Annotated in this window: 26 protein-coding genes and 1 pseudogene; 15 read left to right on the top strand and 12 right to left on the bottom strand. The window is 69.9% G+C overall.

Annotated features, from left to right (window positions below; all coding sequences use genetic code 11):
• Window positions 1-40: 40 nt before the first annotated feature.
• Window positions 41-703, bottom strand: coding sequence for a hypothetical protein (locus ABH926_RS22010; RefSeq protein ID WP_370367585.1), 663 nt, complete (start codon window positions 701-703; stop codon window positions 41-43).
• 87 nt (window positions 704-790) lie between these two features.
• Between ABH926_RS22010 and ABH926_RS22015 the strand changes: the two genes are divergently transcribed.
• On the top strand, window positions 791-1,237 hold the full coding sequence (locus ABH926_RS22015) for a MarR family winged helix-turn-helix transcriptional regulator (protein WP_370367586.1): 447 nt from the start codon (window positions 791-793) through the stop codon (window positions 1,235-1,237).
• 141 nt (window positions 1,238-1,378) lie between these two features.
• Here the strand turns inward: ABH926_RS22015 and ABH926_RS22020 are convergent, their stop codons facing one another.
• On the bottom strand, window positions 1,379-2,005 hold the full coding sequence (locus tag ABH926_RS22020) for a TetR/AcrR family transcriptional regulator (protein ID WP_370367587.1): 627 nt from the start codon (window positions 2,003-2,005) through the stop codon (window positions 1,379-1,381).
• A 119-nt stretch (window positions 2,006-2,124) separates the two neighbouring features.
• Here ABH926_RS22020 and ABH926_RS22025 point away from each other — a divergent pair, with 119 nt between their 5' ends.
• The gene (locus ABH926_RS22025; protein ID WP_370367733.1) at window positions 2,125-2,859 is read left to right on the top strand and encodes an SDR family NAD(P)-dependent oxidoreductase; all 735 of its coding nucleotides are present in this window, start codon (window positions 2,125-2,127) and stop codon (window positions 2,857-2,859) included.
• A 383-nt stretch (window positions 2,860-3,242) separates the two neighbouring features.
• A complete protein-coding gene (locus tag ABH926_RS22030; RefSeq protein WP_370367588.1) occupies window positions 3,243-3,434 on the top strand; it encodes a response regulator transcription factor in 192 nt (63 codons plus the stop codon).
• A gap of 31 nt (window positions 3,435-3,465) precedes the next feature.
• On the opposite strand, the gene ABH926_RS22035 is transcribed toward ABH926_RS22030, so the two are convergent.
• Window positions 3,466-3,879 carry a hypothetical protein gene (locus tag ABH926_RS22035; RefSeq protein WP_370367589.1) on the bottom strand — a complete coding sequence of 138 codons (414 nt, stop codon included), beginning with the start codon at window positions 3,877-3,879 and terminating at the stop codon, window positions 3,466-3,468.
• Between the two features lie 188 nt (window positions 3,880-4,067).
• Between ABH926_RS22035 and ABH926_RS22040 the strand changes: the two genes are divergently transcribed.
• Both ABH926_RS22040 and ABH926_RS22045 read left to right on the top strand, forming a co-directional pair.
• The gene (locus tag ABH926_RS22040) at window positions 4,068-4,613 is read left to right on the top strand and encodes a tetratricopeptide repeat protein (RefSeq protein ID WP_370367590.1); all 546 of its coding nucleotides are present in this window, start codon (window positions 4,068-4,070) and stop codon (window positions 4,611-4,613) included.
• A 456-nt stretch (window positions 4,614-5,069) separates the two neighbouring features.
• On the top strand, window positions 5,070-6,617 hold the full coding sequence (locus ABH926_RS22045; protein WP_370367591.1) for a DEAD/DEAH box helicase: 1,548 nt from the start codon (window positions 5,070-5,072) through the stop codon (window positions 6,615-6,617).
• Between the two features lie 118 nt (window positions 6,618-6,735).
• Here ABH926_RS22045 and speB read toward each other — a convergent pair whose 3' ends face one another.
• The gene (gene speB / locus ABH926_RS22050) at window positions 6,736-7,749 is read right to left on the bottom strand and encodes an agmatinase (protein ID WP_370367592.1); all 1,014 of its coding nucleotides are present in this window, start codon (window positions 7,747-7,749) and stop codon (window positions 6,736-6,738) included.
• A 153-nt stretch (window positions 7,750-7,902) separates the two neighbouring features.
• Here speB and ABH926_RS22055 point away from each other — a divergent pair, with 153 nt between their 5' ends.
• The 3 genes from ABH926_RS22055 (at window position 7,903) to ABH926_RS22065 (ending at window position 11,062) form a co-directional block, all read left to right on the top strand.
• Entirely contained in the window at window positions 7,903-9,363 is a 1,461-nt protein-coding gene (locus ABH926_RS22055; RefSeq protein WP_370367593.1) for an APC family permease, read from the top strand.
• A 173-nt stretch (window positions 9,364-9,536) separates the two neighbouring features.
• On the top strand, window positions 9,537-10,157 hold the full coding sequence (locus ABH926_RS22060) for a TetR/AcrR family transcriptional regulator (RefSeq protein WP_370367594.1): 621 nt from the start codon (window positions 9,537-9,539) through the stop codon (window positions 10,155-10,157).
• Window positions 10,158-10,258: 101 nt separating this feature from the next.
• On the top strand, window positions 10,259-11,062 hold the full coding sequence (locus ABH926_RS22065) for a Rid family detoxifying hydrolase (protein ID WP_370367595.1): 804 nt from the start codon (window positions 10,259-10,261) through the stop codon (window positions 11,060-11,062).
• A 213-nt stretch (window positions 11,063-11,275) separates the two neighbouring features.
• On the opposite strand, the gene ABH926_RS22070 is transcribed toward ABH926_RS22065, so the two are convergent.
• Window positions 11,276-11,797 carry a MarR family winged helix-turn-helix transcriptional regulator gene (locus ABH926_RS22070; RefSeq protein WP_370367596.1) on the bottom strand — a complete coding sequence of 174 codons (522 nt, stop codon included), beginning with the start codon at window positions 11,795-11,797 and terminating at the stop codon, window positions 11,276-11,278.
• 149 nt (window positions 11,798-11,946) lie between these two features.
• Between ABH926_RS22070 and ABH926_RS22075 the strand changes: the two genes are divergently transcribed.
• Window positions 11,947-12,969 carry a hypothetical protein gene (locus tag ABH926_RS22075; RefSeq protein WP_370367597.1) on the top strand — a complete coding sequence of 341 codons (1,023 nt, stop codon included), beginning with the start codon at window positions 11,947-11,949 and terminating at the stop codon, window positions 12,967-12,969.
• Window positions 12,970-13,111: 142 nt separating this feature from the next.
• Here the strand turns inward: ABH926_RS22075 and ABH926_RS22080 are convergent, their stop codons facing one another.
• Window positions 13,112-14,464: an Nramp family divalent metal transporter gene (locus ABH926_RS22080; RefSeq protein WP_370367598.1), complete on the bottom strand. Its 1,353-nt coding sequence runs from the start codon at window positions 14,462-14,464 to the stop codon at window positions 13,112-13,114.
• Window positions 14,465-14,849: 385 nt separating this feature from the next.
• On the opposite strand from ABH926_RS22080, the gene ABH926_RS22085 reads away from it, so the two are divergent.
• Together ABH926_RS22085 and ABH926_RS22090 are read left to right on the top strand one after the other, a co-directional pair.
• Window positions 14,850-15,587 carry an ANTAR domain-containing protein gene (locus tag ABH926_RS22085; protein ID WP_370367599.1) on the top strand — a complete coding sequence of 246 codons (738 nt, stop codon included), beginning with the start codon at window positions 14,850-14,852 and terminating at the stop codon, window positions 15,585-15,587.
• Between the two features lie 55 nt (window positions 15,588-15,642).
• Entirely contained in the window at window positions 15,643-16,389 is a 747-nt protein-coding gene (locus ABH926_RS22090) for a GAF and ANTAR domain-containing protein (RefSeq protein ID WP_370367600.1), read from the top strand.
• A gap of 105 nt (window positions 16,390-16,494) precedes the next feature.
• Here ABH926_RS22090 and ABH926_RS22095 read toward each other — a convergent pair whose 3' ends face one another.
• The 3 genes from ABH926_RS22095 to ABH926_RS22105 form a co-directional block, all read right to left on the bottom strand.
• Window positions 16,495-17,475, bottom strand: coding sequence for an NADPH:quinone reductase (locus ABH926_RS22095; protein ID WP_370367601.1), 981 nt, complete (start codon window positions 17,473-17,475; stop codon window positions 16,495-16,497).
• 79 nt (window positions 17,476-17,554) lie between these two features.
• A complete protein-coding gene (locus ABH926_RS22100) occupies window positions 17,555-18,400 on the bottom strand; it encodes an SDR family oxidoreductase (RefSeq protein WP_370367602.1) in 846 nt (281 codons plus the stop codon).
• A 22-nt stretch (window positions 18,401-18,422) separates the two neighbouring features.
• Complete coding sequence (locus tag ABH926_RS22105) at window positions 18,423-19,187, bottom strand: SDR family NAD(P)-dependent oxidoreductase (protein WP_370367603.1); 765 nt, start codon at window positions 19,185-19,187, stop codon at window positions 18,423-18,425.
• Window positions 19,188-19,408: 221 nt separating this feature from the next.
• Here ABH926_RS22105 and ABH926_RS22110 point away from each other — a divergent pair, with 221 nt between their 5' ends.
• On the top strand, window positions 19,409-20,293 hold the full coding sequence (locus ABH926_RS22110) for a helix-turn-helix transcriptional regulator (RefSeq protein WP_370367604.1): 885 nt from the start codon (window positions 19,409-19,411) through the stop codon (window positions 20,291-20,293).
• A 207-nt stretch (window positions 20,294-20,500) separates the two neighbouring features.
• Here ABH926_RS22110 and ABH926_RS22115 read toward each other — a convergent pair.
• Window positions 20,501-20,695, bottom strand: a pseudogene (locus ABH926_RS22115) (hypothetical protein); the annotation flags it as partial.
• On the opposite strand from ABH926_RS22115, the gene ABH926_RS22120 reads away from it, so the two are divergent.
• The 3 genes from ABH926_RS22120 (at window position 20,690) to ABH926_RS22130 (ending at window position 21,898) form a co-directional block, all read left to right on the top strand.
• Window positions 20,690-21,052 carry a DUF2252 family protein gene (locus tag ABH926_RS22120; RefSeq protein WP_370367605.1) on the top strand — a complete coding sequence of 121 codons (363 nt, stop codon included), beginning with the start codon at window positions 20,690-20,692 and terminating at the stop codon, window positions 21,050-21,052. The pseudogene ABH926_RS22115 and the gene ABH926_RS22120 overlap by 6 nt on opposite strands.
• A 90-nt stretch (window positions 21,053-21,142) precedes the next feature.
• On the top strand, window positions 21,143-21,583 hold the full coding sequence (locus tag ABH926_RS22125) for a DUF6325 family protein (RefSeq protein WP_370367606.1): 441 nt from the start codon (window positions 21,143-21,145) through the stop codon (window positions 21,581-21,583).
• 9 nt (window positions 21,584-21,592) lie between these two features.
• A complete protein-coding gene (locus ABH926_RS22130) occupies window positions 21,593-21,898 on the top strand; it encodes an SHOCT domain-containing protein (RefSeq protein ID WP_370362375.1) in 306 nt (101 codons plus the stop codon).
• Window positions 21,899-22,410: 512 nt separating this feature from the next.
• Here the strand turns inward: ABH926_RS22130 and ABH926_RS22135 are convergent.
• Together ABH926_RS22135 and ABH926_RS22140 are read right to left on the bottom strand one after the other, a co-directional pair.
• Entirely contained in the window at window positions 22,411-22,872 is a 462-nt protein-coding gene (locus ABH926_RS22135; RefSeq protein ID WP_370367607.1) for a hypothetical protein, read from the bottom strand.
• A gap of 10 nt (window positions 22,873-22,882) precedes the next feature.
• Window positions 22,883-24,163: an ATP-binding protein gene (locus ABH926_RS22140; protein WP_370367608.1), complete on the bottom strand. Its 1,281-nt coding sequence runs from the start codon at window positions 24,161-24,163 to the stop codon at window positions 22,883-22,885.
• Between the last annotated feature and the right edge of the window lie 53 nt (window positions 24,164-24,216).

A 24,216-nucleotide genomic window follows, 5' to 3' on the forward strand; every position in this document is an offset into this window, starting at 1 on the left:
AGTACCGGGCGCGTGTGCAGTGTGCGGAGGCTCGGGCCACCTATCTGGCCTCTGACACCCCGAGGTCCTCGTACAGCCGGTCCCGCTGGTCGCTGCTGAGGGTGGCGCAGACTGAAGCCAGGGTGCTGTCCGCCTGCTCCCCGGCGGCCTCGACGATGCCCCGTACGATCGCCGTCCGGGGCTCCGGCGGGAGTGCGGGCAGCATTCTGTGCAGGTCGGTGAGCGCCTCTTCCGGGGTGCGCGAAGCACGGAATGCGACGAGGACGGCTGCCAGTTCCTCATCGCCGGCGGACTGCCACAACGCCGGCATCGCCACTGTCTCCTCCGCGTACAGGTGCGCAAGATAGGCGCTGATCACTTCGTTCAACGCCAGATACAAGGCATGCTGCGCCTCAGGCCGCGATTCGACCTCGGTGCCGGGCAGCGCCCGAGCCCGCGCGTCCAACGCGATGAATGCCGCGTCGAGGCGCACGTGCTCGCCGTCCAACGCATCGGCCGCCAGAGGTGCGCGCTCCCGCAGGAGTTTGTGGATGAAGCTGTCTTCATGGTCCGCGTGCTCCCGGAGCTCCTGCGTCATGGCCAGGCAGCGATCCGCCAACTCGGGCACGGCTTCGACGTCGGCGGCACCGAGCTCGGTGGCGAGAGCGAACAGCCGCGCACGCTGTCCCATGTGAACGTTCCGGTAAAGGTCGACCCTGGTCATGGCGTGTCCTCCGAAGTAGTCGCCTTGCGGTAGTATGACAACACGATGCCATCTAGACATCATGTTGTCAATTTAGAGGAGTATCCAGTGACGGACGAGACGGCGCTCCTGGTCGCCGACGTCTTCGAGGCAGCCGGGGCCCTGCGGCGCCTGGGCGAGCGAACGGCCGACGCGGAGGGGCTGACCCAGGCCCGGTGGCAGGTGCTGAGCGTGGCGTCCGAGGACCCGCTCACCGTCCCGCAAGCCGCGCGCCGCCTCGGTGTCAGCCGCCAGAACGTCCAGCGGGTCGCCAATGATCTGGTGGAACTCGAGTTCGCGGCCTTCGCGCCCAACCCGGACCACCGCAGCTCTCCCTTGCTGACCCTCACCTCCCGCGGCAGGGAGTCGCTCGCGCGCGTCACCGCCAGAGCGGCGGCGCTGCACGCCGCACTGTTCGCGGACATCTCCGATGAGGAGATCCGCAGCACCAGGGCCTCGCTGCGCCGGCTGTTGGCCGAACTCGACCGCCACGAGGGCACCGCCGGTCAGCGCTAGGCGCCAGCCCGCGGCGGTCTCCGCCGGTGTGCCACGGGCCATACCGGCCGCGATCGCTACGACCTCAGCCGGCGGTCGCGGCCGGCATGGGCGTCGCGACCTGCTCAGAAGGCTCGTTGATGAAGCCTGACGCGACGTCGGCTACCGGGGGCTCGTGTGCTGCGCGATGTGGTCGAGTGCCGCGTCCAGGGCGACTTCCAAGGGCTTGACCCGGCGCTGCACCTGAGTGAGCAGAAGCCCGCCCTGGAGTGCCGCGAGGGTCGCCAAGGCCAGGTCGTCCGGGTCCGCGTTCAGTTCGCCGCGGGCGTGCATCGTCCGAAGGCCGGCCTGGATCGCCGTCTCCCAGCGGAGGAAGCCGGAGGCCACCGCCAGGCGGGCCTCGGGGTTCGATTCGGCGACTTCGCTGGCGAGTGAGCCGATGGGGCAGCCGCCGCGGCACTGCAGGCGCAACTGGTACTCCACGAGCGCGTCACGCCACTGGCGCAGACCCTCCAAGGTGTCCAGTTTGTCGAAGAGCGGCTGCTGCAAGTCCAGGACGGCCTCGGTCTGGTACTCGATCACGGCGAGCAAGAGTTCCTGCTTGTCGGCGAAGTAGTGGTAGATCTGCGAGCCGCTGACGCCCGCCGCCGCACGCACGTCCTCCAGGGTCGCCTCGGTGATGCCCTGTTCGTACATGAGCTGGGCGGCGGCCGCGACGATCCGCCGCCGGGTTTCCTGGCCCTTGCGGGTCAAGCGCTTCGCGGTCGGGGCGTGCGTCTCGGTGGTCATGTGGTCACGCTAGCAGTTTTTGGATTAGACAACCCATTTTCTGCGGACAAGAGTGGGCTGCACAACCCATTCTGGCGCGGTGACCACCGCCCTCCTGGAAGGCAGCACCCATGGAACACGTGGAACTCACCGGCAAAACCGCGCTGGTCACCGGATCCACAGGCGGTATCGGCCGGGAGACGGCTCTGCTGCTGGCTTCGGCCGGAGCCTCGGTCGTCGTCTCCGGGCGCGACGCCGAACGCGGTGCCCGAACCGTCCAATCCATCACCGAGCAGGGCGGGCGCGCTCGCTTCATCGCGGCCGACCTGACAGACCTGGACTCTCTTCGGGGCCTGGCCGAGGCGGCAGGAGACGTCGACATCCTCGTCAACAACGCGGCGGTGTTCCCCGGCGCACCCACCACCGACCAGGACGTGGCCTCGTTCGACTCCACCCTGGCCACGAACATCCGGGCGCCGTACTTCCTGACCGCGGCACTCGTCCCCGCCATGATCGCCAAGGGCGCGGGCAGCATCGTCAACATCAGCACCATGGCGACCCGGATCGGCATGCCGGGACTGTCCGTGTACAGCGCGACCAAGGCCGCGCTGGAATCGCTGACGCGCACCTGGGCGGCGGAATTCAGCCCGGCGGGCGTCCGGGTCAACACCGTCGCTCCCGGACCCACCCGCACCGACATGGTCCTGTCCACCATGGGCGAGGACGGAGCGGCCCAGGTCGGGAAGACCACCCTTCTCGGCCGCGTGGCCGCCCCGCGCGAGATCGCCGAGGTGGTCCTGTTCCTTGCCTCCGACCGGGCCGCATACATCACCGGTGCCACGATCGCCGCCGACGCCGGCCGCACCGCCGTGTGACGATCGCGGCGACTCCGTCCCACAAACCGCGGACGGCGCATCCCGCCCCGTCGCTGAAACCATTTGCGGTTTGGAGTTCGTGTTCGACGACGGTCGCGCCGAGCGCGACCTCACCGCCGTGGTCGGCCGGCCGGACGCCACCGTCGCAGACCTCGCTGAAGCGCTCGGCGCCGGGCGGGGGCCGCTGGTCGTCGACGGCCGGGTGGTGGGGGCGGAGCTCGCGCTCGGTGAGTGCGGGCTGGTGGTCGGGTCGCTGATCGGCCGACCGAGCGCTTCGGTGACGCCCGGGCCGGTGCCGGAGGTGCCGCAGGTGCCGATGCCGGCATCGGCATCGGCATCGGCATCGGCATCGGCATCGGCATCGGCACGTCCTGATGATGTCGGTGTCCGGCCAGGAACGCGACGTCCTGGCCGGTATCGCCGCCGGACTCACCCACCGCCAGATCGCGCGCCGCCTGGCCATCAAGGAGTCGACGGTGGACACGCACATGAAGCGGATCCGCCTGAAGCGCAAGCTCGGCAACAAGGCCGACCTGGTGCGGCTCGCGGTGGAACTCGGGCTCGTCGAGGGGTGAGGGACGGCGGACGAACCAGAGTCCTGGTATTTCAAGGTGGGGGCGCGGTCCTCGTCGGATAGCCGAGTGCGACCGTGAAGAGATGCCGCAGGTTCTGGTCGTGGTCTCGGAGGACCTGGGTGGCCGCTCGGTGGGCACGGCCGAAGCACGACGCCGACAGGCCCTCGTCCAAGGCCGCCAGCCATGCCGCGTATCCCCACGAGGCGGCGCGCATCAGAAGGCCGCCGTATGCCCCTGTTGTCCGCTCGTCCCGAAGCCGGCCCGTCTGGCCCGCGACCAGGAGAAGGACGGGTGCCGTGGTGAACGTCCGCTGAAGATCCGCGATCAGTTCACGGTCGGTGGAGATCGTGGCGACGCAGACTGTGATGACGTCGCCTCCGGGCTCAGGCCATGTCCTCCTATAGAGGTCCCGGGTACGGTCGAGCACCATTGTGAGCGTGTCCAATCCGACTGGTTCCTCGCGGAAGTCGCGGACGGATGACCTCGCCGCCAACAACGAGTCCAGGTCTTCGGGGACGAAGCCCGGCGGTCGGGTGGGGAGCTCCAGGCGGCTGAGGACTTCGCCGCTCAGGCGCGGACCGCAGTGTCCTTCCGTACCCTGGAGGAGGCGTGGGCCTGGCTCGACGAGCCCACGTGCTCGCCACACAGGCCCTGCTCAACCTGGGCATCACGGAGAAGAACCGCGAATCGGCCGCGGCGGCGCTCACCTACCTGGCGGAGGGGACCGAAGAGCTCGACCGACACGAGGCCGAGCACGAACCGAGCACCATGAGCCGGCGGCTCCGCCGCGGCATCCTGCTGTGCACGGCCGGAGCCCACGTCGTCCAGGGCCGGTTCACGAGCGCGGCCGAAGAGCTGGACGAGACTGCTGTGCTGGCGGCGGAGGCCGGAGGCCAGTTCCACGGCGTGCTGGTGACCGAGGTACGCGGCCAGCTCCACCTCAGAGCCCAGAGATACCCTGAAGCACTCGTCTGCCTGCGCGAGGCCCTTGAGCAGTTCGAGGCCGAAGCACACCGGGAATCCGTCGCCAGCACCCTGTCGTCCATCGGCCAGGCCCTGTCGGCCAACGGCGACGAACCCGCGGCCCGAGCGGCTTGGGCCCGCGCGCTGCCCATGTTCGAGGCCCAGGGCGACCCACGGGCCCGCGAACTCGCGGAGCGGCTGGGTCCAACCTGCTAGACTCCTATGTGTTGCGGTAATGGCTCCCATGAACATCTGTGCGCCTGCTGGTTTCACCGACAGGCGCGTTTTTGTTGCCCGGCAGGCTCCGGGCTGGTCATCATCACGGCGGTGCGGGACACGCGAAGCACGGGTCCCGGTTCTGGTCCCATCAAGGAGACGCATATTTCATCGAGCAGGACGGCGGCGGACCTGACGTGTTCGCCCACTTCTCGAACATCAGCGTCTCCATCCGATCTTCATCCGGCCCCGCGCATCGGGGCCCCGGCTCCATCACCGGCGACTGACCCTCGCAAGACGCCCAGCGTCGCGTTCGGGTCTCGCCGTCCATAGGTGACGTGCAGAACGGTTCCACCGTCCACGCCCCCGTTTTCCGGCTCGTTCGTGTGGTCTCCCCGCGGTTCTGTCGCGGTGCGGAGCCTTCCTCGATACGCGCCCTATGAGGAAGGTCCTCCCATGACTCGTTCCACCCGCGCCTTCGAGCGCAGCTCCACCCGCACCTCCGAGCGCGGCTCCACCCAGCGCGGCGGCTCGGGCCCGCGCTCGTCCGGTCCCGCCGGATCCGGACACCGCTCTGGCTCCGGCCGCCGATCCGGTGCTCCGGTCGGCCGTCAGGGCTCGCCCGCGAACAGCGAGTTCGCGCTTCCGGTGAGCGCCACGCCGGTGCTCCCGGCCGTCGCGGAGTTCAGCGAGCTCGACATGCCGGCCGCGCTGCTGGCCACCCTGGCCGGCCAGGGCGTCACCACTCCGTTCCCGATCCAGGCCTCGACCCTGCCCAGTGCGCTGGCCGGCCGCGACGTCCTCGGCCGGGGCCGTACCGGCTCGGGCAAGACCATCGCCTTCGGCCTGGCCGTGCTGGCCCGCACCGCCGGACGCCGCGCCGAGCCCCGCCAGCCGCTGGCCCTAGTCCTGGTCCCGACCCGAGAGCTGGCCCAGCAGGTCACCGAGGCGCTGACGCCCTACGCCAAGGCCGTCCGGCTGCGGATGGCGACGGTCGTCGGCGGGATGTCGATCGGCCGTCAGGCGAACGCCCTGCGGGGCGGCGCGGAGATCGTCGTGGCCACCCCGGGGCGTCTGAAGGACCTGATCGAGCGCGGCGACTGCCACCTGGACCAGGTCGCGATCACCGTCCTGGACGAGGCCGACCAGATGGCCGACATGGGCTTCCTGCCCCAGGTCACCGAGCTCCTGGACCAGGTCGCGCCGGGCGGGCAGACGATGCTGTTCTCCGCGACGCTGGACCGCAACGTCGACCGCCTGGTCCGCCGGTTCCTGAGCGACCCGGTCACACACTCGGTCGACCCGTCGACCGCCACGGTCAGCACGATGGAGCACCACCTGCTGCACGTGCAGACCGACGACAAGAGCGCGGTCGTGGCGCACATCGCCTCCCGCGAAGGCGGGGTGATCATGTTCACCGACACCCGCCACGGCGCCGACCGCCTCGTGCGCGACCTGCTGGCCAACGGGGTGAAGGCGGCGGCGCTGCACGGCGGCAAGTCCCAGCCCCAGCGCAACCGCACCCTGGACCAGTTCCGCAACGGCCAGGTCACGGCGCTGATCGCGACCAACGTCGCCGCCCGCGGCATCCACGTCGACGGCCTGGACCTGGTCGTCAACATCGACCCGCCCACCGACCACAAGGACTACCTGCACCGCGGCGGCCGCACCGCCCGCGCCGGCGAGTCGGGGACCGTGGTCACCCTGGTCCTGCCCAACCAGCGCCGCACCATGACCCGCCTGATGGCGACCGCCGGCATCACCCCGCACACCGCCCGGGTCCTCCCCGGCGACGCCGAACTCGCCGGCATCACCGGAGCCCGCGTCCCCACCGGCATCCCGGTCACGATCCCCAACCCGGTGATCGAACGCCCGCGGTACGCCGGCGGTTCCACCGGTGCGGGTCGCAAGCCGCGCAGCCGCTCCACCTACAAGGGGCGCAACGCGCAGGCCAATCCGGCATCACGCGCCAAGGCGCCGCGACGCGCCGTGGCCGCGGCCTGAGCCGATCGGCCGACAACGCCGATCCATCGTGACGCGGGCCGGTGTGGACGTCCCCACCGGGATCACTTGAACACCCTTGGGCTCCGGCCTGCCTGGAGGCAGAGCCGGGGCCCTCGTCTCATCGTCCGTCAAGGAGCGGCTGCATGGGATCCCACTGCGTCCCGCCGGCCGCGTCGGCGCGGCGGCGGGCGATCGCCGACAGCGCCTCCAGCACCACCCGGTTGCCGAGGGCCGCGGTGATGTCGGCGTGGTCGTACGGCGGCGACACCTCCACGATCTCCAGGCCCAGCACCGGCAGCTCGTAACAGATCCGCCGCACCGCGTCGAGCAGGGCTCGGCCGGACAGCCCGCCGGGCTCCGGGGTGCCGGTCCCCGGGGCGTGTCCGGGGTCTGCGACGTCGATGTCGACCGAGAGGTAGACGCCGTCGCAGTCGTCGGTCGCGATGGCGAAGGCCTCGGTCAGGCACTCCGGCAGCCCGCGGGCGACGATCTCCGTCATCTCGTACGACCGCATCCGCTGCCCCGCCATCCATGACAGCGTCTCCGGCTCCGGCCAGTAGCCGCGCAGCCCCACCTGCAGGAACCGGTCACCGCGGATGGCGCCGGACTCGATGAGCCGGCGCATCGGCTGCCCGTGGCCGTGCAGGTGGCCGAACTCGATGTCGCCGGTGTCCGCGTGGGCGTCGAAGTGGATCATCGAGACCCGGCCGAAGCCGTGGTGCCGGGCCACGCCGGTGGCGTTCGGCAGCGCGACGGTGTGGTCCCCGCCGAGCACCACCGGGATCGCGCCGGAGGCGGCGATGGTGTGGACCGCGGTCTCGATCGCCGCGATCGAGGCCTCGATGTCGCCGGCGTACATCTCCACGTCGCCGGCGTCCACGACGCGCAGGTCGCGCAGGCCGTCCACGCGCAGCGCGAGGCTGGGCCGCGAGCCGTCGTGGGGCAGGTAGCAGGCCTGGCGGATGGCCTGCGGGCCGAAGCGGGTGCCGGGCCGGTGGGTGGTGCCGCCGTCGAAGGGGGCGCCGACGATGACGATGTCCGCGCCCGCCATCGACCCCGGATCCCCCAGGTCGCAGCGGTCGACGCCGAGGAAGGTGATGTCCGGTCCGAACATCGCGCCGTATCTGGCCATGGTGCTCCTAGCCGCAGAGAATCTTCCGTATCGGAAACCTGTACAGCCATACGGTATGTGGTTACAGTTCCGGGCACCAGCCCGGATGTGCCGGGCGTCACGCCGTCACGCCGTCGAGTCGTCAGGAGACCGGCAGATGCAGGAGACCAGCAGATGACCACAGCGCCCCACGCCGAGCCCGACGACCCGCCCGCGCCGGGACCCACCGCGGCCAGTCCGGCAGGACACGCCGCGGCCAGTCCGGCAGGTCGCCCCGCACCCGATCGGCCCGCGTCCGCCACCCTCGACAAGGGCCTGCGCGCAGGCGCCCTCGGCCTGCTGTCGAGCATCGTCATCGCGGTGTCCTCCACCGCCCCCGCCTACAGCATCGCCGCGACGCTGGGCCTGATCGTGGCGATCAGCGGCACCCACACTCCCGCGATGTTCATCGTCGCCTTCATCCCGATGCTGTTCATCGCCGTCGCCTTCCGCGAGCTGAACAGGATCGACCCGGACTGCGGCATCACCTTCGTCTGGGTCCGCCGTGCCTTCGGGCCCGCCGCCGGGTGGATGGGCGGCTGGGGCATCATCGCCGCGGACATCATCGTGATGGCCAGCCTGGCCCAGGTCGTCGGGCGCTACGCGCTTCTGCTGGTCGGCGCGGACGGCCTGGCCACGCAGACCGCGCCGGTGGTCGTCGTGGGCGTCGTCTTCATCGCGGCGCTGACCTACGTCTGCTTCCGGGGCATCGAGATCTCGGCCCGGCTCCAACTGGTGTTGCTCGGCATCGAGATCGCGGGCCTGGCCGCGTTGTGCGTGGTCGCGTTCGTCAAAGCCGGCACGGGGCATGCGATGGCCGGCCACGGGCACCTCTCCGCGTCCTGGCTGAACCCCTTCAGCGGCAGCTTCACCGACGTCTCGAACGCGTTCCTGCTGGCCGTCTTCGTCTACTGGGGCTGGGACGCCGCGGTGAGCGTCAACGAGGAGACCGAGGACGCCGAGCGCATCCCGGGCCGCTCGGCCGTCACCTCGACGCTCATGCTGGTCGCGATCTTCTTCGTGGTGGCGGTCGCGACCCTCGCCTACGCCGGCCCGGATTTCCTGGCCAAGAACAGCGGCGACGTCCTGGGCGCGATGGCCGACTCGGTGTTCGGGAGCACGTTCGGCAAGATCATGATCCTGTGCGTGCTGTCCTCCACCGCCGCCTCGACCCAGACCACGATCATGCCGACCGCACGGGCCGTCCTGTCGATGGCCGCGCACGGCGCCCTGCCCGCACGCCTGGCCCGCGTCCATCCGCGATACCTCACGCCCGGCGTGGCGACCATCACGATGGGCGTGGTCTCCGCGGTGTTCTACGTGCTCCTGGCCATGGTCTCCAGCAACATCCTGGCCGATTCGGCCTCCGCGACCGGACTGCTGATCGCCTTCTACTACGGGCTGACCGGCCTGGCCTGCGTCTGGGTCTTCCGCAAGGACCTGCGGCGCAGCCGCCGTGATCTGCTGGCCAAGGGCGTGCTGCCGCTGCTCGGCAGCTTGGCCCTGTTCGGCGCGTTCATCCTGTCGATCAAGTCCTACCTGCCCGCCTCCAGCAGCGCGACACACACTTCGCCGGAATCGGCGGGATCTTCCTGATCGGCGCGGGAGCGCTGGTTCTCGGGCTGCTGCTGATGCTCGCCGCGCGGCTGCGGTACCCCGGATACTTCCGCCAGCGTCGTCCGACGGCCACCGAGCTGGGATGACAGGCGCGAGGCCGCCCGCGGCGCCGGAGCCCGGGCGGCCTCACCGGAGATCTATAGACTCCTTGCATGACCACGCCGCCGACCCACCGCGCGGGCCGCCGGGCCGGCCGCCGCAAGACCGAGGTCCTGCAAGCCGCGGTCCGGGTCCTGGCCGAGCGAGGCGCCGAGGGCACCCGCTTCCAGGACGTGTCGGCGGCCAGCGGAGTGCCGGTCAGCACCCTGCAGTACTACTTCGGCTCCCGCGAGGACCTGCTGATCGCCGCGTTCAGACACGCTTCCGAGACCGAGACCGCGTTCCTGCACGACGAACTCGCGCAGGTCCCGGACCCCTGGGACCGGCTGGTGCGGATCATCGACACCGTGCTGCAGGGCGTGCGGCCGGAGGCGCCGGAAAGCGGCCGGGTGTGGATCGAATCGTGGCGCTACGGGATGCGCGACGAGGAGATGCGCCAGGACGTGCTGCGCGACTACGAAGCCTGGCGCACCCTGATCAGCGACGCGATCCGTGCCGGGTTGGACACCGGCGCGTTCGCCGGCGGGGATCCGGAGGCTGACGCGATCGTGATCCTGTCGCTTCTGGACGGTATCGGACTGCCCACCGCGATCGGGGACCCGGCGGTCTCGCCAGAAAGAGCGCGCGAGCTGATGCTCAGCACCCTGACGAGGCTGCTGCAACCGTCGCAGTGAGGATCGTGATGCACCGGGGCCACCGCTTACCGATTGGCTCTGTGATCTCCAGTCCCCAAGATCTGACACTGGCCAGACGTTCATCCTCGAAGGAGATCTCTGTGCCTATCGTTCGCATCGATGCGCCCAAAAGCCCGGCGGGCTTCGTCGAGCAGGCCGGTGAGGCGGTTCACCGCGCGCTGGTCGAGGCGCTCGGCATCCCCGAGGCCGACCGCTTCCAGGTGCTCATCGAGCATGAGCCCGGCCACCTGTCAGCGGACCGGTCATTCCTCGGCGTCGACCGCTCCGAGAACGTGGTGCTGGTCGAGGTCACCCTGGTCGCGGGGCGGAGCGTGCAGTTGAAGAAGACGCTGTACGCGGCGATCGCCGACCAGCTTGCCGAGGTCGGCGTGCGGCGGGAGGACGTGCTGGTCTGTCTGAACGAGGTTCGGGCCGAGGACTTCTCGTTCGGCGAGGGGAAGGCACAGTATGCCGACGCCCTGCCGCCGCACCTGGCGACCAGACCGGCACCGTCCGCACCGTCGGCAGCGTCCTCTGCTCCGGCGTCCATCGCCTCCCTGCCCTTCACCCCGGCAGTCCCGCACGGCGGCTTCATATTCGTCAGCGGCCAGGTCGGCGTGGACCCGGCCACCGGCGCGCTGCGCCCCGGTGGCGTCGCGGCCCAGTTCGAGCAGGCGGTGGCCAACCTCGAGGCGGTACTGAAGGCTTCCGGCCGGACACTGGCCGACGTCGTGCGCGTCGGTGTCTACCTGACCGACATGGACGACTACGCCGCGATGAACGATGCCTACCGTAAAGCGTTCGCCGAGCCCTATCCGGCCCGCACCGCGATCGGCGTCGCGGCGCTGCCGCTCTCCGCGGCGGTCGAGATCGACGCGATCGTCGCCGACCGGAACGCCCGATGACGGGCGACCTGAAGCTCACGCAGCACGACACAGGATCGTCACGCGGTGGTCACTGAGATCACCTCACAGGCCCGGCGTCTACTCGGCCCGCTGAGGACTGGTTGATGAATGCGCCCCTTTCCTCGGTGCACATGCAGAAGATGGCCGGTGATCTCGCCGCTCACGCCGAGATGATCGCCGAGTCCTGACAGCGCCGGCGCCGGACCACGGCCGTCAGCGCGGCTGTGCGGGCCCCGCGGCCGTCGGCGGCTGATCATCGGGGACGTGGCCGTCTCGGTCGATGGCGCGCGTGATGCGGCCGCCGATGTCGCGCAGCTGGCGCGTCTGCGGCTTCGTCAGTGGGTCGAACACCAGCCGGCGCACCTCCTCGATATGGCCGGGCGCGGCCTCCACGACCTTCGTCCAGCCGTCGTCGGTCATGATCGCCAGCGTGTAACGGCCATCCGCCGGATCGGGGGTGCGGCGCACCCAGCCGCGCTGCTCCATGCGCGCGACCACTTGAGACAGCCGTGGAAGCGAGCCCTCGGCCTGCGCCGCCAACGTACTCATCCGCCGGGTGCGATCAGGCGCCTCTGACAGCAGAGCCAGCACCTGGTACTCGAAGTGGGAGATCCCGGCGTCTCGGCGCAGCTGGGCGTCGAGCGCGGCCGACAGCCGGTTCAGGACGCCGGCCAGGGCCAGCCACGCCTGCCTCTCATCAGGGTCGAGCCAGCGCGGCTCGGGCGGGGCGTTCACCTGCACAGGTTAACAGTTGAAGTGATCCGACCCTGGAATGACTTGCAGCGTGAAGTGAAGCAGGGCTAAAGTCAGTTAAGCCTTTAAGTCAGACACCGGTCGGGTACAGGCTGAACCGTTTCCTCAACCAGCAGAAGAAGGCATCACCGATGCAGCACGCCAACAAGCAGGAGCCCACAAGGCGGACGATGCTCCGCGCCGGAGCGGCAGCCGGGACGGCCACGGGCCTGAGCGCCGCCGGTATCCTCGGCGCCCGGGCGGCGAACGCCACGACGACCTCGGCACCCGGCGAATCACGCAAGCCACCGCCCTATCCGCCCGATGTCACGGACACCTCACGCTGCACCCCGGAGGTCGCAGCGCTCTTCCACCGCATCTTCACCGCCAAAAGCGAACACGACACCGCCGCGTTCATGGCCCACTTCTCAAGAACGAACACCTCTTACAGCGACGCCTGCCTGGGCGTGGTCATGTCCGGCTGGCAAACGATCAACACCGAGTTCACCTCGATCTTCACGAGCGCACCGGCCGACGCGATCGCCTACCCGCTGACCATCGTCGGCGACACGGACAGCGCGACGGTCGAGTTCGTGGACTCCCCCGGGTTCTTCGGCCAGGAGATCCGCGCCCTGTCCTCGGTCACCTTCGACCGCGACCGGAAGATCACCCGCTGGGTCGACTACTGGGACCGTCGCAGTTCCCTGTTCCCCAGCCCCGACGCCAGCGCCTACCCGGCCGACTTCAACGATTCCGAGCAGAACGCCGACCCCGCCGTCGTGCACGCCGCCACCCGGCTCCAATCCGCTTTCGCAGCCGGCGACGCCGCCGCAGCCGCCGCTCTGATGTCCGTCGACGTCGTCCATGAAGACATGGCCGCGCACACTCGAATCCGCGGACAGGCCCAGGTCCAGCGCTACTACACGCGGGCACTCCGATATCTGCCCTACGGCCCGGGCGCCGCGCTGCTCCACACCGAGGGCAGCCGCCAAGGCGGCGGCTACGAGTGGTCGACGTCACCGGCCGTCGTGCCGGGGCGTCGCGGCCACACCGCCATCGGGCTCGACGCCGTCGGCAGGATCAACCGCCTGATCACCGTCTACGACTCCAGCCTGCTGAGTTACCCCGCCTATCTATCCCTCATCAGCCTCGCAGCCGAGGCACCCCTGTCCTGAACACAGCAGCAACCACTACCGACGATCTCCCGGATGCGGTTCTGGCGGGATGCGAACGGCAGGGCCGTCGTCGGTCAGCGGCCCGATCTCCTTTTGATCGGCTGGCTGTTCTTCGCCGGCTTCACCGCCCCGCTGTTCTGTGTCAGAGCCCTGTAAGCAGGGCGAGCATGGCGATGGCAGCGGCGCTCATGAGGGCGACGGTGGTCCAGCCAAGAGCGGCGGCCAGGCCTTGGTTGCGGCTGGCGCCCATCAGTTCCCGGTTCCGGGCGATGATCATCACGACGATCAGAAACGGAGCGGCGGCGATGCCGTTGACGGTGGCGGAGAGCACCAGCAAGGTGATCGGGTCGATCGAGGTGAGGGTCAGAGCGGTGCCTCCGACAGTGCCGACAGCCAGCAGGACGTAGAAGAACGGGGCCTTGCGGACCGACAGCGACAGGCCCCAGGGCCGGCCCAGCAGCCCGGCCAGGGCAACCGAGCCGGCGCCGGCCAGGACCGGGATGGCCAGCATCCCCGAGCCGATGAACCCCAGCGCGAACACGGCCGGGGCCATGCCGCCGGCCACCGGTTTGAGGGCTTCGGCGGCCCCGGCGGCGCTGGTGATGTCCTTGCCGCCGTGCGCGCCCACGGCGGTGGCGGTGGCGGTGATGATGGCGAACATGATCAGGTTCGAGAAGGCCATGCCGGCGAAGACGTCGAAGCGGCTGTTGCCGGTCTTGCGTTTGGCGCCGGCGGTGGTGCGGCGGGACAGGATCATCGGCTCGTCGCCGCCGGCGTCCTCGGCGCGCATCTCCTCCACGCGGTTGGCGGTCTGCCAGAAGAACAGGTACGGGGAGATGGTGGTGCCCAGCACCTCGACCAGCAGCGCGAGGTAGTCCTTGAAGAAGGTGACGTGCGGGATGACGGCGTCGGCGCCGACGGTCTTCCAGGGCACGTGAGCCACGAACAGGACCAGGAGGTAGGCGAGCAGGGAAAGGCACAGCACCTTGAACACCCGCTGGATGCTGCTGAATCCGCCGAGCGGTATCAGCGCGGTGATCGATGCTCCGGCGATCAGCGCCCACAGCGAGGCGGGGCCGGCGTGCAGCAGGTGCATGCCGGAGCCGATCGCGACCAGGTCGGCGGTGACGTTCAAGGCGTTGGCGATCACCAGGCCGACCACCAGGGCCGCGATGCAGGCTCGGGCCCAGCGGCTGAAGTGTGCTCGGGCCAGCTCACCCAGGGTTTTGCCGGTGGCCAGCGCCATCCGGTCGCAGATCTCCTGGATCGCCATCATCAGCGGCAGCGTGATCAGCGCGGTCCACAGCAGCCCGAACCCGAACTTGGCTCCGGCCTGAGCGTAGGTGGCTATTCCCGACGGGTCGTCGTCCGAGGCCCCGGTCACCAACCCCGGGCCCAGAGCGCTCCACGCCCCGCGCAACCGCGAGGGCAGCGGCCCCTCCGGCGGCTCGGCGGGCACGGGCTCCCTCTCGGAGTGGCCCGCCGTTGTCGTCATGTTCTCCTTGCTACCCAATGGCCGGAACGTGGCGGGGTCGTCGTGGGACCAGTAGGCTGACAGTGTCACCCCGGACCCCGGCGGCGTCAGCATCCACGGCAATCGCGGATCTGCTGCGACGGTTCGGGGTTTGCCATGTACGGGCCGCGCTTGGGAACACTCCGAGCGCCGCCCGACGGGAACCGAAGCCCGTGACCGCGCAGCTGAGGGGCGATTCCTTCCGCATCGGAGTTCCCATGGACGTCATCGCTCCACCTGGATCGCGTCGGCGCGGCCTGCACCGCTGACCCGGCGCGGGGTCCGGCACGGCCCGGCGGGCGGGGACTACCGTGGGCAGTGACCGGCGACGGAGAATCGCACAGCTCACAGGGAAGGCGGTGTCGGCGTGGTCAGCGATCGGATGGCGATGGTCCTGGCGTTGCTGGACCGTGCTTCGGCACCGAACGGTGCCGGCGGCGGGTTGTCGATGACGGCTTGCGCGGCGGCCTCGACCGCGCTCGGAGTCGACGGCCTGTGCGCCGTGGTGGGCACCGGGGCCGGAGGTCCGGTGCTGGCGTTCGGCGCTCAGGCGGTCAGCGCGGCGCTGGAGGACCTGCAGTTCACCCTCGGAGAGGGCCCCTCCCTGGAGGCCGTGACCACGGGGACTCCAGTACTGGTGGCCGAGGTGGCCGTGGCGGCGCACCGCTGGCCGGCGTTCACCGGCCCGGCTCTGGACCTGGGCGTGAACGCGGTCTTCGCGTTCCCGCTGCGGATCGGCGCGATCGACCTCGGCACGCTCACCGCCCACCGCGCCACGGCCGGGCCGTTGAGCCCCGGTCAGGTCACCGACGCCCTGGCACTGGCCGACGCCGTAACGCTCACCGTGCTGCACAGCCAATCCGCGGAAGGCACCGGCCTCGGCGCCGGCCTGGACGGCCAGCCGGGTCCGGGGTGGGCGGCCCCGGCAACCTACCGCGCGGAGGTCCACCAGGCCACAGGCATGGTCAGCGTCCAGCTCGGAGTGGGTCTGGCCGAGGCCCTGGCTCGGCTGCGGGCCTTCGCCTTCGGGCGGGATCTGCTCCTGGCCGAGGTCGCCGCCGACGTGGTGGCCCGCCGCCTGCGCTTCGACGAGGAGGACAGGTGAAAGTCACCGGCACGGTCGGGTTCGGCGGCCCTGGAAACAGGTCTACGGTGGAGGTATGCCCGTGACTCGTGAACGACAGCTCGTCGAGACGTTCGTCGAGGTGGCTGACACCCTGGTCGACGACTTCGACGTCATCGACTTCCTGCACGTGCTCGCCGAACGGTGCGTACAGCTTCTGGACGTCGATGCCGCCGGCATCATGCTCATCGACCAGCGCGGCAACCTGCACGCCGCCGCGGCCTCCACCGAGAACGCCCGGCTGCTGGAGCTGTTCGAGCTGCAATCCGACGCCGGGCCCTGCATCGACAGCTGCCGCACCGGCACACCCGTGGTCAACGCCGACCTCACCACCAACGCCGCACGCTGGCCCCGCTTCGCCGAAGCCGCCCGAGCCTCCGGATTCGTCGCCGTCCACGCCCTGCCGCTGCGCCTGCGCGAGACCGTCATCGGCGCGTTGAACCTGTTCGCCGCCGACAGCCGGACACTGACCGACGACGACGTGCGCGTCGGCCAAGCCCTTGCCGACGTGGCGACCATGGGGATCCTGTCCCAGCGTGGCATCCACCAGGCCGAACTGCTGGCCGCCCAGCTGCAGAGCGCCCTGAACAGCCGCGTCACGATCGAACAGGCCAAGGGCGTGCTGGCCGAACGCCGCCACATCAGCGTCGACGAAGCCTTCACGCTGCTGCGCGGCTATGCCCGCGACCACAACCTGCGACTGTCCGACGTGGCCCGGGACGTCGCCAACGGCTCGGCGACCGCCGCGGAGCTGCTGCACGGAACCGGCGACCGCATCGCCTAGCCAGCCGATGCCAGGTCCCGCCGGCACCACGTGAGGTGATTTCTGCACCACCGTGCTGGTCGGGCACTCGCTGGTCACAAAACCCATCCACACCCGCCTCGGCGGCTACTCGGGGATCGTGACCAGGACTCGGCCTCGGCCGCCGGCGTCGACGCGGTCGTGGGCCTCGGCGATCTCCTCGAGCGGATAGTGGTCACCGACATCGACGGTGAGGGCGCCGATGGCAGCCGCGGCGGTGAGGTCTCGGGCGGCCTGGCGTTTCGCCTCCACAGGGAAGTCGTCGCTGCCGAGCAGGCGCAGGGTCACGTTGGCGAACAGCAGGGGCCAGAAGGGAAGTTCGGTCCGGTCGGCGCGGGTCGCGTAGGCGGCGATCACCGCGTCGTTCGCGACGACCGCGGTGTCCAGGTCGGCGTTGTCGGACAGGGACACCTCGATGATGCGGTCCACGCCCTGCGGCGCATGCGCGCGGATCGCTACGGCCGGGTCGTCCTGGTCAAGGGCGACGGCGTGGGACACCACCGCCAGGTCCACACGGTCCAGGTCCTCGCTGTGCCGCACGGTGCCGATAACCGTGGCGCCGCCCCACCGGGCGAGTTGGGCGGCCAGCGAACCGACCCCGCCGAGCACACCGTGGACCAGCACGAGCTTGCCGTCGACCGGGCCGTCGCTGAACACGGTGCGGTGGGCGGTGATCCCGGGGATACCCAGGCTCGCCCCGAGTTCGTCGCTCAGGTGGTCCGGCAGCGGCACCGCCAGGTCCTCGGGTACGACGGTGTACTGGGCTGCGGTGCCGAACGGCCGGTAGGACTGGGCGCCGTACACCCATACCCGCTGTCCGATGCGGCGTTTGTCGACTCCGTCGCCGACGGCGTCGATGACGCCGGCCGCGTCGCTGTGCGGGATCACCCGGGGGTAGGGCATCGATGAGCCGAGCCAGCCGCGCCGCTTCTTGGTGTCACCGGGGTTCACACCCGACACGGTCACGCGGACGCGGACCTCGCCGGGGCCAGGCTGCGGGTCGGGCAGTTCGCCGACGTGGAGCACGTCGGCTGCCGGCCCCTGTCGTTCGTACCAGGACGCTAACATGCGGAACCTCCGTAGCATTTCAGCTCACGTGCTCGTCGAGCGTATGCGGATCTTCCTTGGGATGGGTGATACCGACGCCTCAGCCTTTGGTGTCGTCGTGGACCAGGCTGCCGCCCAGTTCGCGGGAGGCCTCGGCTTGGGCCAGCAGTTCGTTGGCCTTGGCCTTGACGCCTTCGATGGCGTCGGCGCCTGCGACGAAGCGCAGCGGCGGCTGCTTCTGGTCGGCGATGGTCAGCAGGGCGCGGGCGAGCTTGGCGGGGTCGCCGGGCTGCTGACCGCTCATGTTCTTCCACGCGGCGATGGTGGCGGTAGTGCGCTCGGCGTAGTCGGCGATGGTCGGCTCGGGCCAGGTGGTGGAGGCGTCGACCAGCAGCTCGGTGCGGAAGAAGCCGGGCTCCACGACCGTGGTGTGGATGTTGTAGGGCTCCACGTCGTAGCGCAGCGATTCCATCCAGCCCTCGACGGCGAACTTGGAGGCGGCGTAGGCGACGCAGAACTCCTGGCCGATCAGGCCGGCAGAGGAGGACAGGGTGATGACGTGCCCGGCGCGCTGCCCGCGCATGATCGGCAGGACGGAACGGGTGACGTTCATCGGGCCGAACAGGTTGGTCTCGAACTGCTGGCGCATCTGCTCCGGGGTGATCTCCTCGAAGTAGCCGGCGAAGAAGTTCCCGGCGTTGTTGATCAGGACGTCGATGCGGCCGAACCGGTCGACGGCGGCCTGCGCCGCCGCGTACGCGTCGTCCAGGCTGGTGACATCCAGCTTGGTGACCAGCAGGTTGTCGGCCGGCCCGCCCAGGGTCTTCTCGACCTCCTCGGGGCGGCGCCCGGTGGCGACGACCTGATGGCCGGCCGCGAGGGCTTCGCGAGCGATGTGCGTGCCCAGACCGCGACCCGCACCGGTGATGAAGATGACCTTGCTCATGATGTGCTCCTTGGTGTTGGTGTCAGGCCTGGTCGGTGGGCATGATCCACAGTTCGCTGACCGCGGCGTGCCGGGGCCGGGTGACCATGTAGGCGACGCCGTCGGCGACGTCTTCGGGGGCGAGGACCTCGGTCTGGGCGTAGAAGGGGTCGATCATCGCGTCGCGGACCTCGGAGGTGTTGTGCGAGCCCAGTTCGGTGTCCACGCCACCAGGCTCCAGGACACCGACTCGCACGTGCCGCTTGGTGACTTCCTGGCGCAGCGACTCGGTGAATCCGTTCACGCCGAACTTGGTGAGGTTGTAGACGCCGTAGCCGCCCCAGGCCACGCGGCCGGCGATCGAGCTGATGTTGACGATGTCGGCGGCCCGGCGCGGACCGTCATCGGCGGCGTGCAGCAGGTGCGGCAGGGCGGCTCGGGTGGTGGACAGCAGGCCTTGGACGTTGACGGCGATCATGCGGTCCCAGTCCTCGGCATCCGCGCCGACGACCGGGCCCAGCAGCATCAGGCCGGCGTTGTTGACCAGGATGTCCAGGCGTCCGAACCGGTCGACGGTCTGCTGGACTGCCGCCTCGGCCTGGGAACGGTCGGTGATGTCGGCTTCCACCGCCAGCGCGGTGCCGCCGGCCTTCTCGATCTCGGCGGCGAGGTCGTCCAGACGGTCCTTGCGGCGGGCCACCAGCGCGACCGCGGCGCCGTGCTCGGCGAGCCGGCGGGCGGTGGCGGCGCCGATGCCGCTGCTCGCGCCGGTGACGAGCGCGACCGTGCCGGTCAGTTTTGATGACATGGGTATTCCTCGGTCTGGGGGACGTCGGGCGGGGCAGCCGGCGGGCGTCACACCAGGTGAGCCGACCAGCGCCATGATCAATGCGGTGCAGTGATCCCGCTATCCAGCCAACCACCGGCCGACCCCGCCTGGACCGCCGTACCAGGCACCGTCGTTCCGGGGGTCTGCCAGTACCCCTTTCCAGGTCACCGGCCCGATGGAGTCCGCCGTACGGTGGAGGCATGGACCGCAGCGCCGAGATCCGCGAGTTCCTCCGCACCCGCCGGGCCCGGATCACCCCCGAACAAGCCGGCCTCGCCCCGTACGCGGGTGTCCGCCGGGTTCCGGGGCTGCGCCGCGAGGAAGTCGCCCAGCTCGCCGGGGTCAGCGTCGACTACTACATCCGCCTGGAGCGCGGCCGCACCCAAGGCGTCTCCGAATCCGTCCTGGACGCCGTCGCCCGCGCCCTGCAACTGGACGACACCGAACGCGACCACCTGTTCGACCTCGCCCAGCCCTCCGCCACCGGGGCCCGTCGACGTCCGCCGCTCAGCCCCCAGCGGGTTCGCCCGGTTGTGTACCAGGCTCTGGACGCACTCACCGTCCCGGCGCTCATCCAGGGGCGACGCATGGACGTCCTGGCCGCCAACCGGCTCGCCTCGGCGGTGTTCACCGACTTCCAAGCCCGGCCCCACCGCGAACGCAACTTCGCCCGCTACGTCTTCCTCGACCCGGCCGCGCGCGACCTGTACGCCGACTGGGAACGAGCCGCCGGCGACTGCGTGGCCAACCTGCGCCTGTACGCCGGACGCCACCCCGACGACGCCCAACTCACCGAGCTGATCGGCGAGCTGTCCGTACACAGCGACGCATTCCGCCGCCTATGGGCCGGCCACGATGTCCTGGCCCACACCACCGGCACCAAACGCCTGCACCATCCGCTCGTCGGCGACCTCACCCTCGACTACGTGGTCCTGGCCGTCGAAGGCGACCCCGACCAGACCCTCGTCATCCTGACCCCCGAACCCGCCTCACCCTCCGCCGAGGCCCTCGCCATCCTCGCCAGCTGGACCAGCACACCCCTGACCGGGCCGCACCCTGAACAGACTCACAACGCAGCCAGCTGACACCCCCGCCCGCATCGGCCTTAATCGCATCAGACGCAACATACTGCTGCGTTGGCGCAGAGGTTTGACCTGCGGTTACTCGGGTCGACTCCACTGCGTACGGCCGGTTCTCGGAACCGTGACTCGATGACCTCGTCAGGGTCCCCCTCGACACCGCGGAGGTACGGCGTCCGGTCGTAGTGTCGAGGTATGGACCGACGCACCGAGATCCGCGGCTCCGCGCGCGTCGCCGCACTCCAGCCGGGTGTAGTACGGGACGCTCACGCCGGCCAGCTGCGCCACCTCCTCGCGGCGCAGCCCCGGGACCCGGCGGACACCGGCCAGCGGTGAGACCTTCAGCCCGGCCTGCTCCGGCGTGATACGGGCGCGCCGGGAGGTGAGGAAGTCGGAACCGCGGTGGATTCTCGCCCGCTACCGCCGTGCCCTCGGACCGGACCGGCGAGCCGCCCTGGACGCGTTCGAGATCGTGGACGTGGCCCGCGAGGCGGTCGTGGGGTCGGCAGCGCGGGCACACGCTGCTTGCTTGGCTGGGGCCAGGTCGAGGGTCTGGACGGAGTACAGCGGGACTCCTACATCCGTCAGCTCGCGGACTGGAAGGGCAGCGCCGTCATCGAGGACATGCGCCCTCGAGGCATGGCCGCGTACGGCGAGCCATGCGGATGGACCCTGGCCCGCGCACGCCTGTACCGGGGACCGCATCGCCCTCTCCGATTTCGCCGCCCAGCGCACCGCCGAAATCGAGGGCAGAGTCACGGTTGAACAGCCCGAGCGTGATGAACCGTGCGAGTTGCGCGTGGGTGCCACGCGTGTGGTGATGGATACAGGATTCCTGTGGCAGGAGGTCAGCACATGCCGAAAGCAGCGTTCGCGGACTCGATAGGCCCGGTCGATGTAGCGGTGATCGCCTTCGACGGGAACCAGTTCAACGGCGACGTCGCTCCGGCGATCGCGGAACTGCAGGACAACGGAACGGTCCGGATCATCGACCTGACCTTCGTGTTCAAGGACAGCGACGGGAAGGTGGCGGTCGTCGAGGCCGAGGACTCCGCCGTCGCCGCGGCGTTCGAGCGCATCACGAAGTCGCAGTTCGACCTGCTCAGCGACGACGACCTGGCGTCGATCTCCGATGCCCTGGAGCCGGAGTCCTCGGCCATGGTGGTGGTCTGGGAGAACGCGTGGGCGTCCCGCCTGGGCGCCGCGGTGCGGGAGTCGAACGGCCGCGTCGTCGCCCTCGACCGGATTCCGCGGGACGTGGTCCTGGAGGCGTTCCAGGCCTTGGAGACAGATTAGGAGAAGGCCATGCCACGACGTATGGGGCGTCCAGGACTGATCCGCACGGTGGGGCGGACTGCGGTCGTCGCAGGCACTGCCACCGCGGTGTCCGGCGGCGTGCGCCGGAGAGGCGCCGAGCGGGAGCAGGCCGCCGCAGCGCAGCAGCAGGCCGCGGCGCAGACGCAAGACCAGGCGCAGGAGCCGGCACCGAGTCCGGCCATGTCGATCGATGACCAGGTCGCGAAGATCAAGGCGTTGGGCCAGCTCAAGGATGAGGGGCTGCTCACCGAGGAGGAGTTCGCGGCCGAGAAGGCCAAAATCCTCGCCTCATAGCGGTACGTCTGCCGGTCAGACAGCCCCGCCTCACCTGAACGGGTCAGATGCGAGCAGGATCTGATCGCACGCAGACCCGCCGTTTGGGGGCCGTTCGGGAGCCACGCGGCATGCACGATCCTTAACGTCGCAGGTCAGGGCCTCAATCCGAGGGATCGGATCGAGGCCCTTGATATGTTTCGGGGGCCAGTTGGGGGCCGGCAGTCGCGCTACGGTGCCGACGCTTGGCCGGCCGAGGGCCGCCTGCGCGCCCAAGATGACGCTGTGACCTGCACTTTCTATGCGGTAGCCCTGGCCTCATCGACCAAAGGTCAAGTGCGGCAGCTGCTAGAAGCGCCAAGGCACGCTGGTGCTCCAAACGGAAATTCCCGATCCGCATGGTTGAGCTTCGGCACGCAGCCGGCAGAATCGCCCCGGGTGCGCCACAGGTACCCCACAGGTCAGGTCCAGCGGCGCAGCTCGTTGCGGGCTCCCTTCTTCAGCTGCCTCGTCCAAATCAATGCCGGGTCGACTCAGCTTTGAAAACGCCGGGCGACAAGGTTCGGCGCGAACTCGATGCGCCGAATCGTCATCCCGGGGTGAGCCGTGGCGACCGCAGCGAGCATGGAACCGTCCGGCCGACTTCTGGAGATGGTGGTCGCGCCATCGGCTTCCCGGGGCGTCCAGAACAGCCAACCGCCCATGGTCGCGCAATCAAGGCCCTGATCGACATCGGCGTTCGGTAACCGGTCCAGCTCGCCGGAGCGGAGGTCCAGGACCTGAAGCGGCGAGTAATCCGGTTCCACGTCCTCATCGATCACAAGGAGCCGGGACTCGTCCCACCAGATACCGTTCGAGGTGGCCGGAAGCTGAAATTCAGAAAACGTCGAGAGCACCTGGCCGGTCGTTGCGTTGACGATCGCGACGGCGCTTGCAGCGTCTTCGTCGTAGTAGTCGAACGCGATCAGTTGGCTGCCGGAGAACGGCGCAGGCACCGCAGATCCGTCACCCCCGCTCGTAGAGCGCGATGTCCTCATGGAATCCGGCCAGCGCCTCCTCGGTCAGGGTGGGCCGGGTATCGGCCACGGCGCTCAGGTATTCCTCTGTGCCAGCCGGGTCGCCGACCCCGGTCCTGACTTCGCGTTCGAATGCGTGTTGGGCGCCCTTGCGCGCCGCGGACTCGATGTCGGCCGGGGTGAACATCTCGGTGGCCGCCACCAGCTGCTCCAGATCCACGGTGTCCGCCGCGGGGCCGAGATAGCGCCGCCAGATCGCGGCGCGGGCCCCGGCGTCTGGCGGCCCGACCGGGATGATGTAGTCGAACCGGCCCGGGCGCAGGAACGCCGGGTCCAAAGTGCGCAGGGAGTTCGTCGCGCAGATCAGGAGCCGGTTGTCGTGGTCCCGGAAGGCCGGGATGAGTTTGAGCAGCTCGTTGGTCACGCCGTGGCCGGCATCGACCGCTGTGCCGGAGCGGGCGGCGGCGATCTCCTCGACCTCGTCAATGAACAGCAGCACGCTTTCCAACCCCGTCAGATCCGCGAACGTATGCCGTAGCGCCGCGGCCAGACCGCCGTCGGCCTCGGTGCTCAGCCGCGACGGGAACAGCTCCACGAACGGCCAGCTCAGGCGCGAGGCGACGGCTTTGGCGAAGCTGGTCTTGCCCGTCCCGGGCGGCCCGAACAGGATCACGGCCTTGGGCGGGCGCACCCCGTGGCGCTCGGCCGCCTCCGGTTCGGCCAAAGGCAGCACGATCCGCCGCTCGATCGCGTCCTTGGCCTCGCGCATCCCGGCCAGGCCCGCCCAGAGCCCGCGCGGGAGGATCCGCCCGCCGAGCTCGTTCAGCAATCCGGCGTCGCCGGCACCGAGGCGTTCCACCTTCTCGTAATAGATCAGACCGTTCACCTGCCGATAGCCGGAGTTCTCCAGGGCCGAGGCGCCGGTGGCTCCGGGGGCGAGCAGGGCGCTGATCCGGCGCACTCCCTTTTGCCGCAGCCGCTGCTCCACCTCGGCGATCAACGCGCTGCCAAGGCCTTGGTCCCGCCACGCGTCGCTCAGCGCCACCAGCATGATCCAGGCCCGTTCACCGTCGGCACCGGCCACGGCCAGGCCCACCAGCTCCGGTCCGGCCACGGCGACCACGGCGGGCTGACCGCCGCGTGCGGCGGCGATGACCTCCGAGACGGGGAACACCGGATGGTCCACTTCGGACTGGCGGCCCTGGTCCCACAACCGGATCACCTGGTCCAGGTCGTCGTCGTGGATGTCCCGCAGCCTCCAGACCGACATGTCCGCCTCCGATCTCTCTCGTCCTATCACCGGGAGCGCAGCGCTGCGATCCG

This window comes from Catenulispora sp. GP43 (genome assembly GCF_041260665.1).
Taxonomy (GTDB): domain Bacteria; phylum Actinomycetota; class Actinomycetes; order Streptomycetales; family Catenulisporaceae; genus Catenulispora.

Bases quoted from the DNA above. Each gene is read 5' to 3' on its own strand.
- ABH926_RS22020 (WP_370367587.1), bottom strand. From the start codon at position 2,005: ATGACCACCGAGACGCACGCCCCGACCGCGAAGCGCTTGACCCGCAAG.
- ABH926_RS22010 (WP_370367585.1), bottom strand. From the start codon at position 703: ATGACCAGGGTCGACCTTTACCGGAACGTTCACATGGGACAGCGTGCG.
- speB (WP_370367592.1), bottom strand. From the start codon at position 7,749: ATGGCCAGATACGGCGCGATGTTCGGACCGGACATCACCTTCCTCGGC.
- ABH926_RS22045 (WP_370367591.1), top strand. From the start codon at position 5,070: ATGACTCGTTCCACCCGCGCCTTCGAGCGCAGCTCCACCCGCACCTCC.
- ABH926_RS22095 (WP_370367601.1), bottom strand. From the start codon at position 17,475: ATGTTAGCGTCCTGGTACGAACGACAGGGGCCGGCAGCCGACGTGCTC.
- ABH926_RS22075 (WP_370367597.1), top strand. From the start codon at position 11,947: ATGCAGCACGCCAACAAGCAGGAGCCCACAAGGCGGACGATGCTCCGC.
- ABH926_RS22080 (WP_370367598.1), bottom strand. From the start codon at position 14,464: ATGACGACAACGGCGGGCCACTCCGAGAGGGAGCCCGTGCCCGCCGAG.
- ABH926_RS22140 (WP_370367608.1), bottom strand. From the start codon at position 24,163: ATGTCGGTCTGGAGGCTGCGGGACATCCACGACGACGACCTGGACCAG.
- ABH926_RS22125 (WP_370367606.1), top strand. From the start codon at position 21,143: ATGCCGAAAGCAGCGTTCGCGGACTCGATAGGCCCGGTCGATGTAGCG.
- ABH926_RS22110 (WP_370367604.1), top strand. From the start codon at position 19,409: ATGGACCGCAGCGCCGAGATCCGCGAGTTCCTCCGCACCCGCCGGGCC.
- ABH926_RS22105 (WP_370367603.1), bottom strand. From the start codon at position 19,187: ATGTCATCAAAACTGACCGGCACGGTCGCGCTCGTCACCGGCGCGAGC.
- ABH926_RS22060 (WP_370367594.1), top strand. From the start codon at position 9,537: ATGACCACGCCGCCGACCCACCGCGCGGGCCGCCGGGCCGGCCGCCGC.
- ABH926_RS22130 (WP_370362375.1), top strand. From the start codon at position 21,593: ATGCCACGACGTATGGGGCGTCCAGGACTGATCCGCACGGTGGGGCGG.
- ABH926_RS22100 (WP_370367602.1), bottom strand. From the start codon at position 18,400: ATGAGCAAGGTCATCTTCATCACCGGTGCGGGTCGCGGTCTGGGCACG.
- ABH926_RS22055 (WP_370367593.1), top strand. From the start codon at position 7,903: ATGACCACAGCGCCCCACGCCGAGCCCGACGACCCGCCCGCGCCGGGA.
- ABH926_RS22090 (WP_370367600.1), top strand. From the start codon at position 15,643: ATGCCCGTGACTCGTGAACGACAGCTCGTCGAGACGTTCGTCGAGGTG.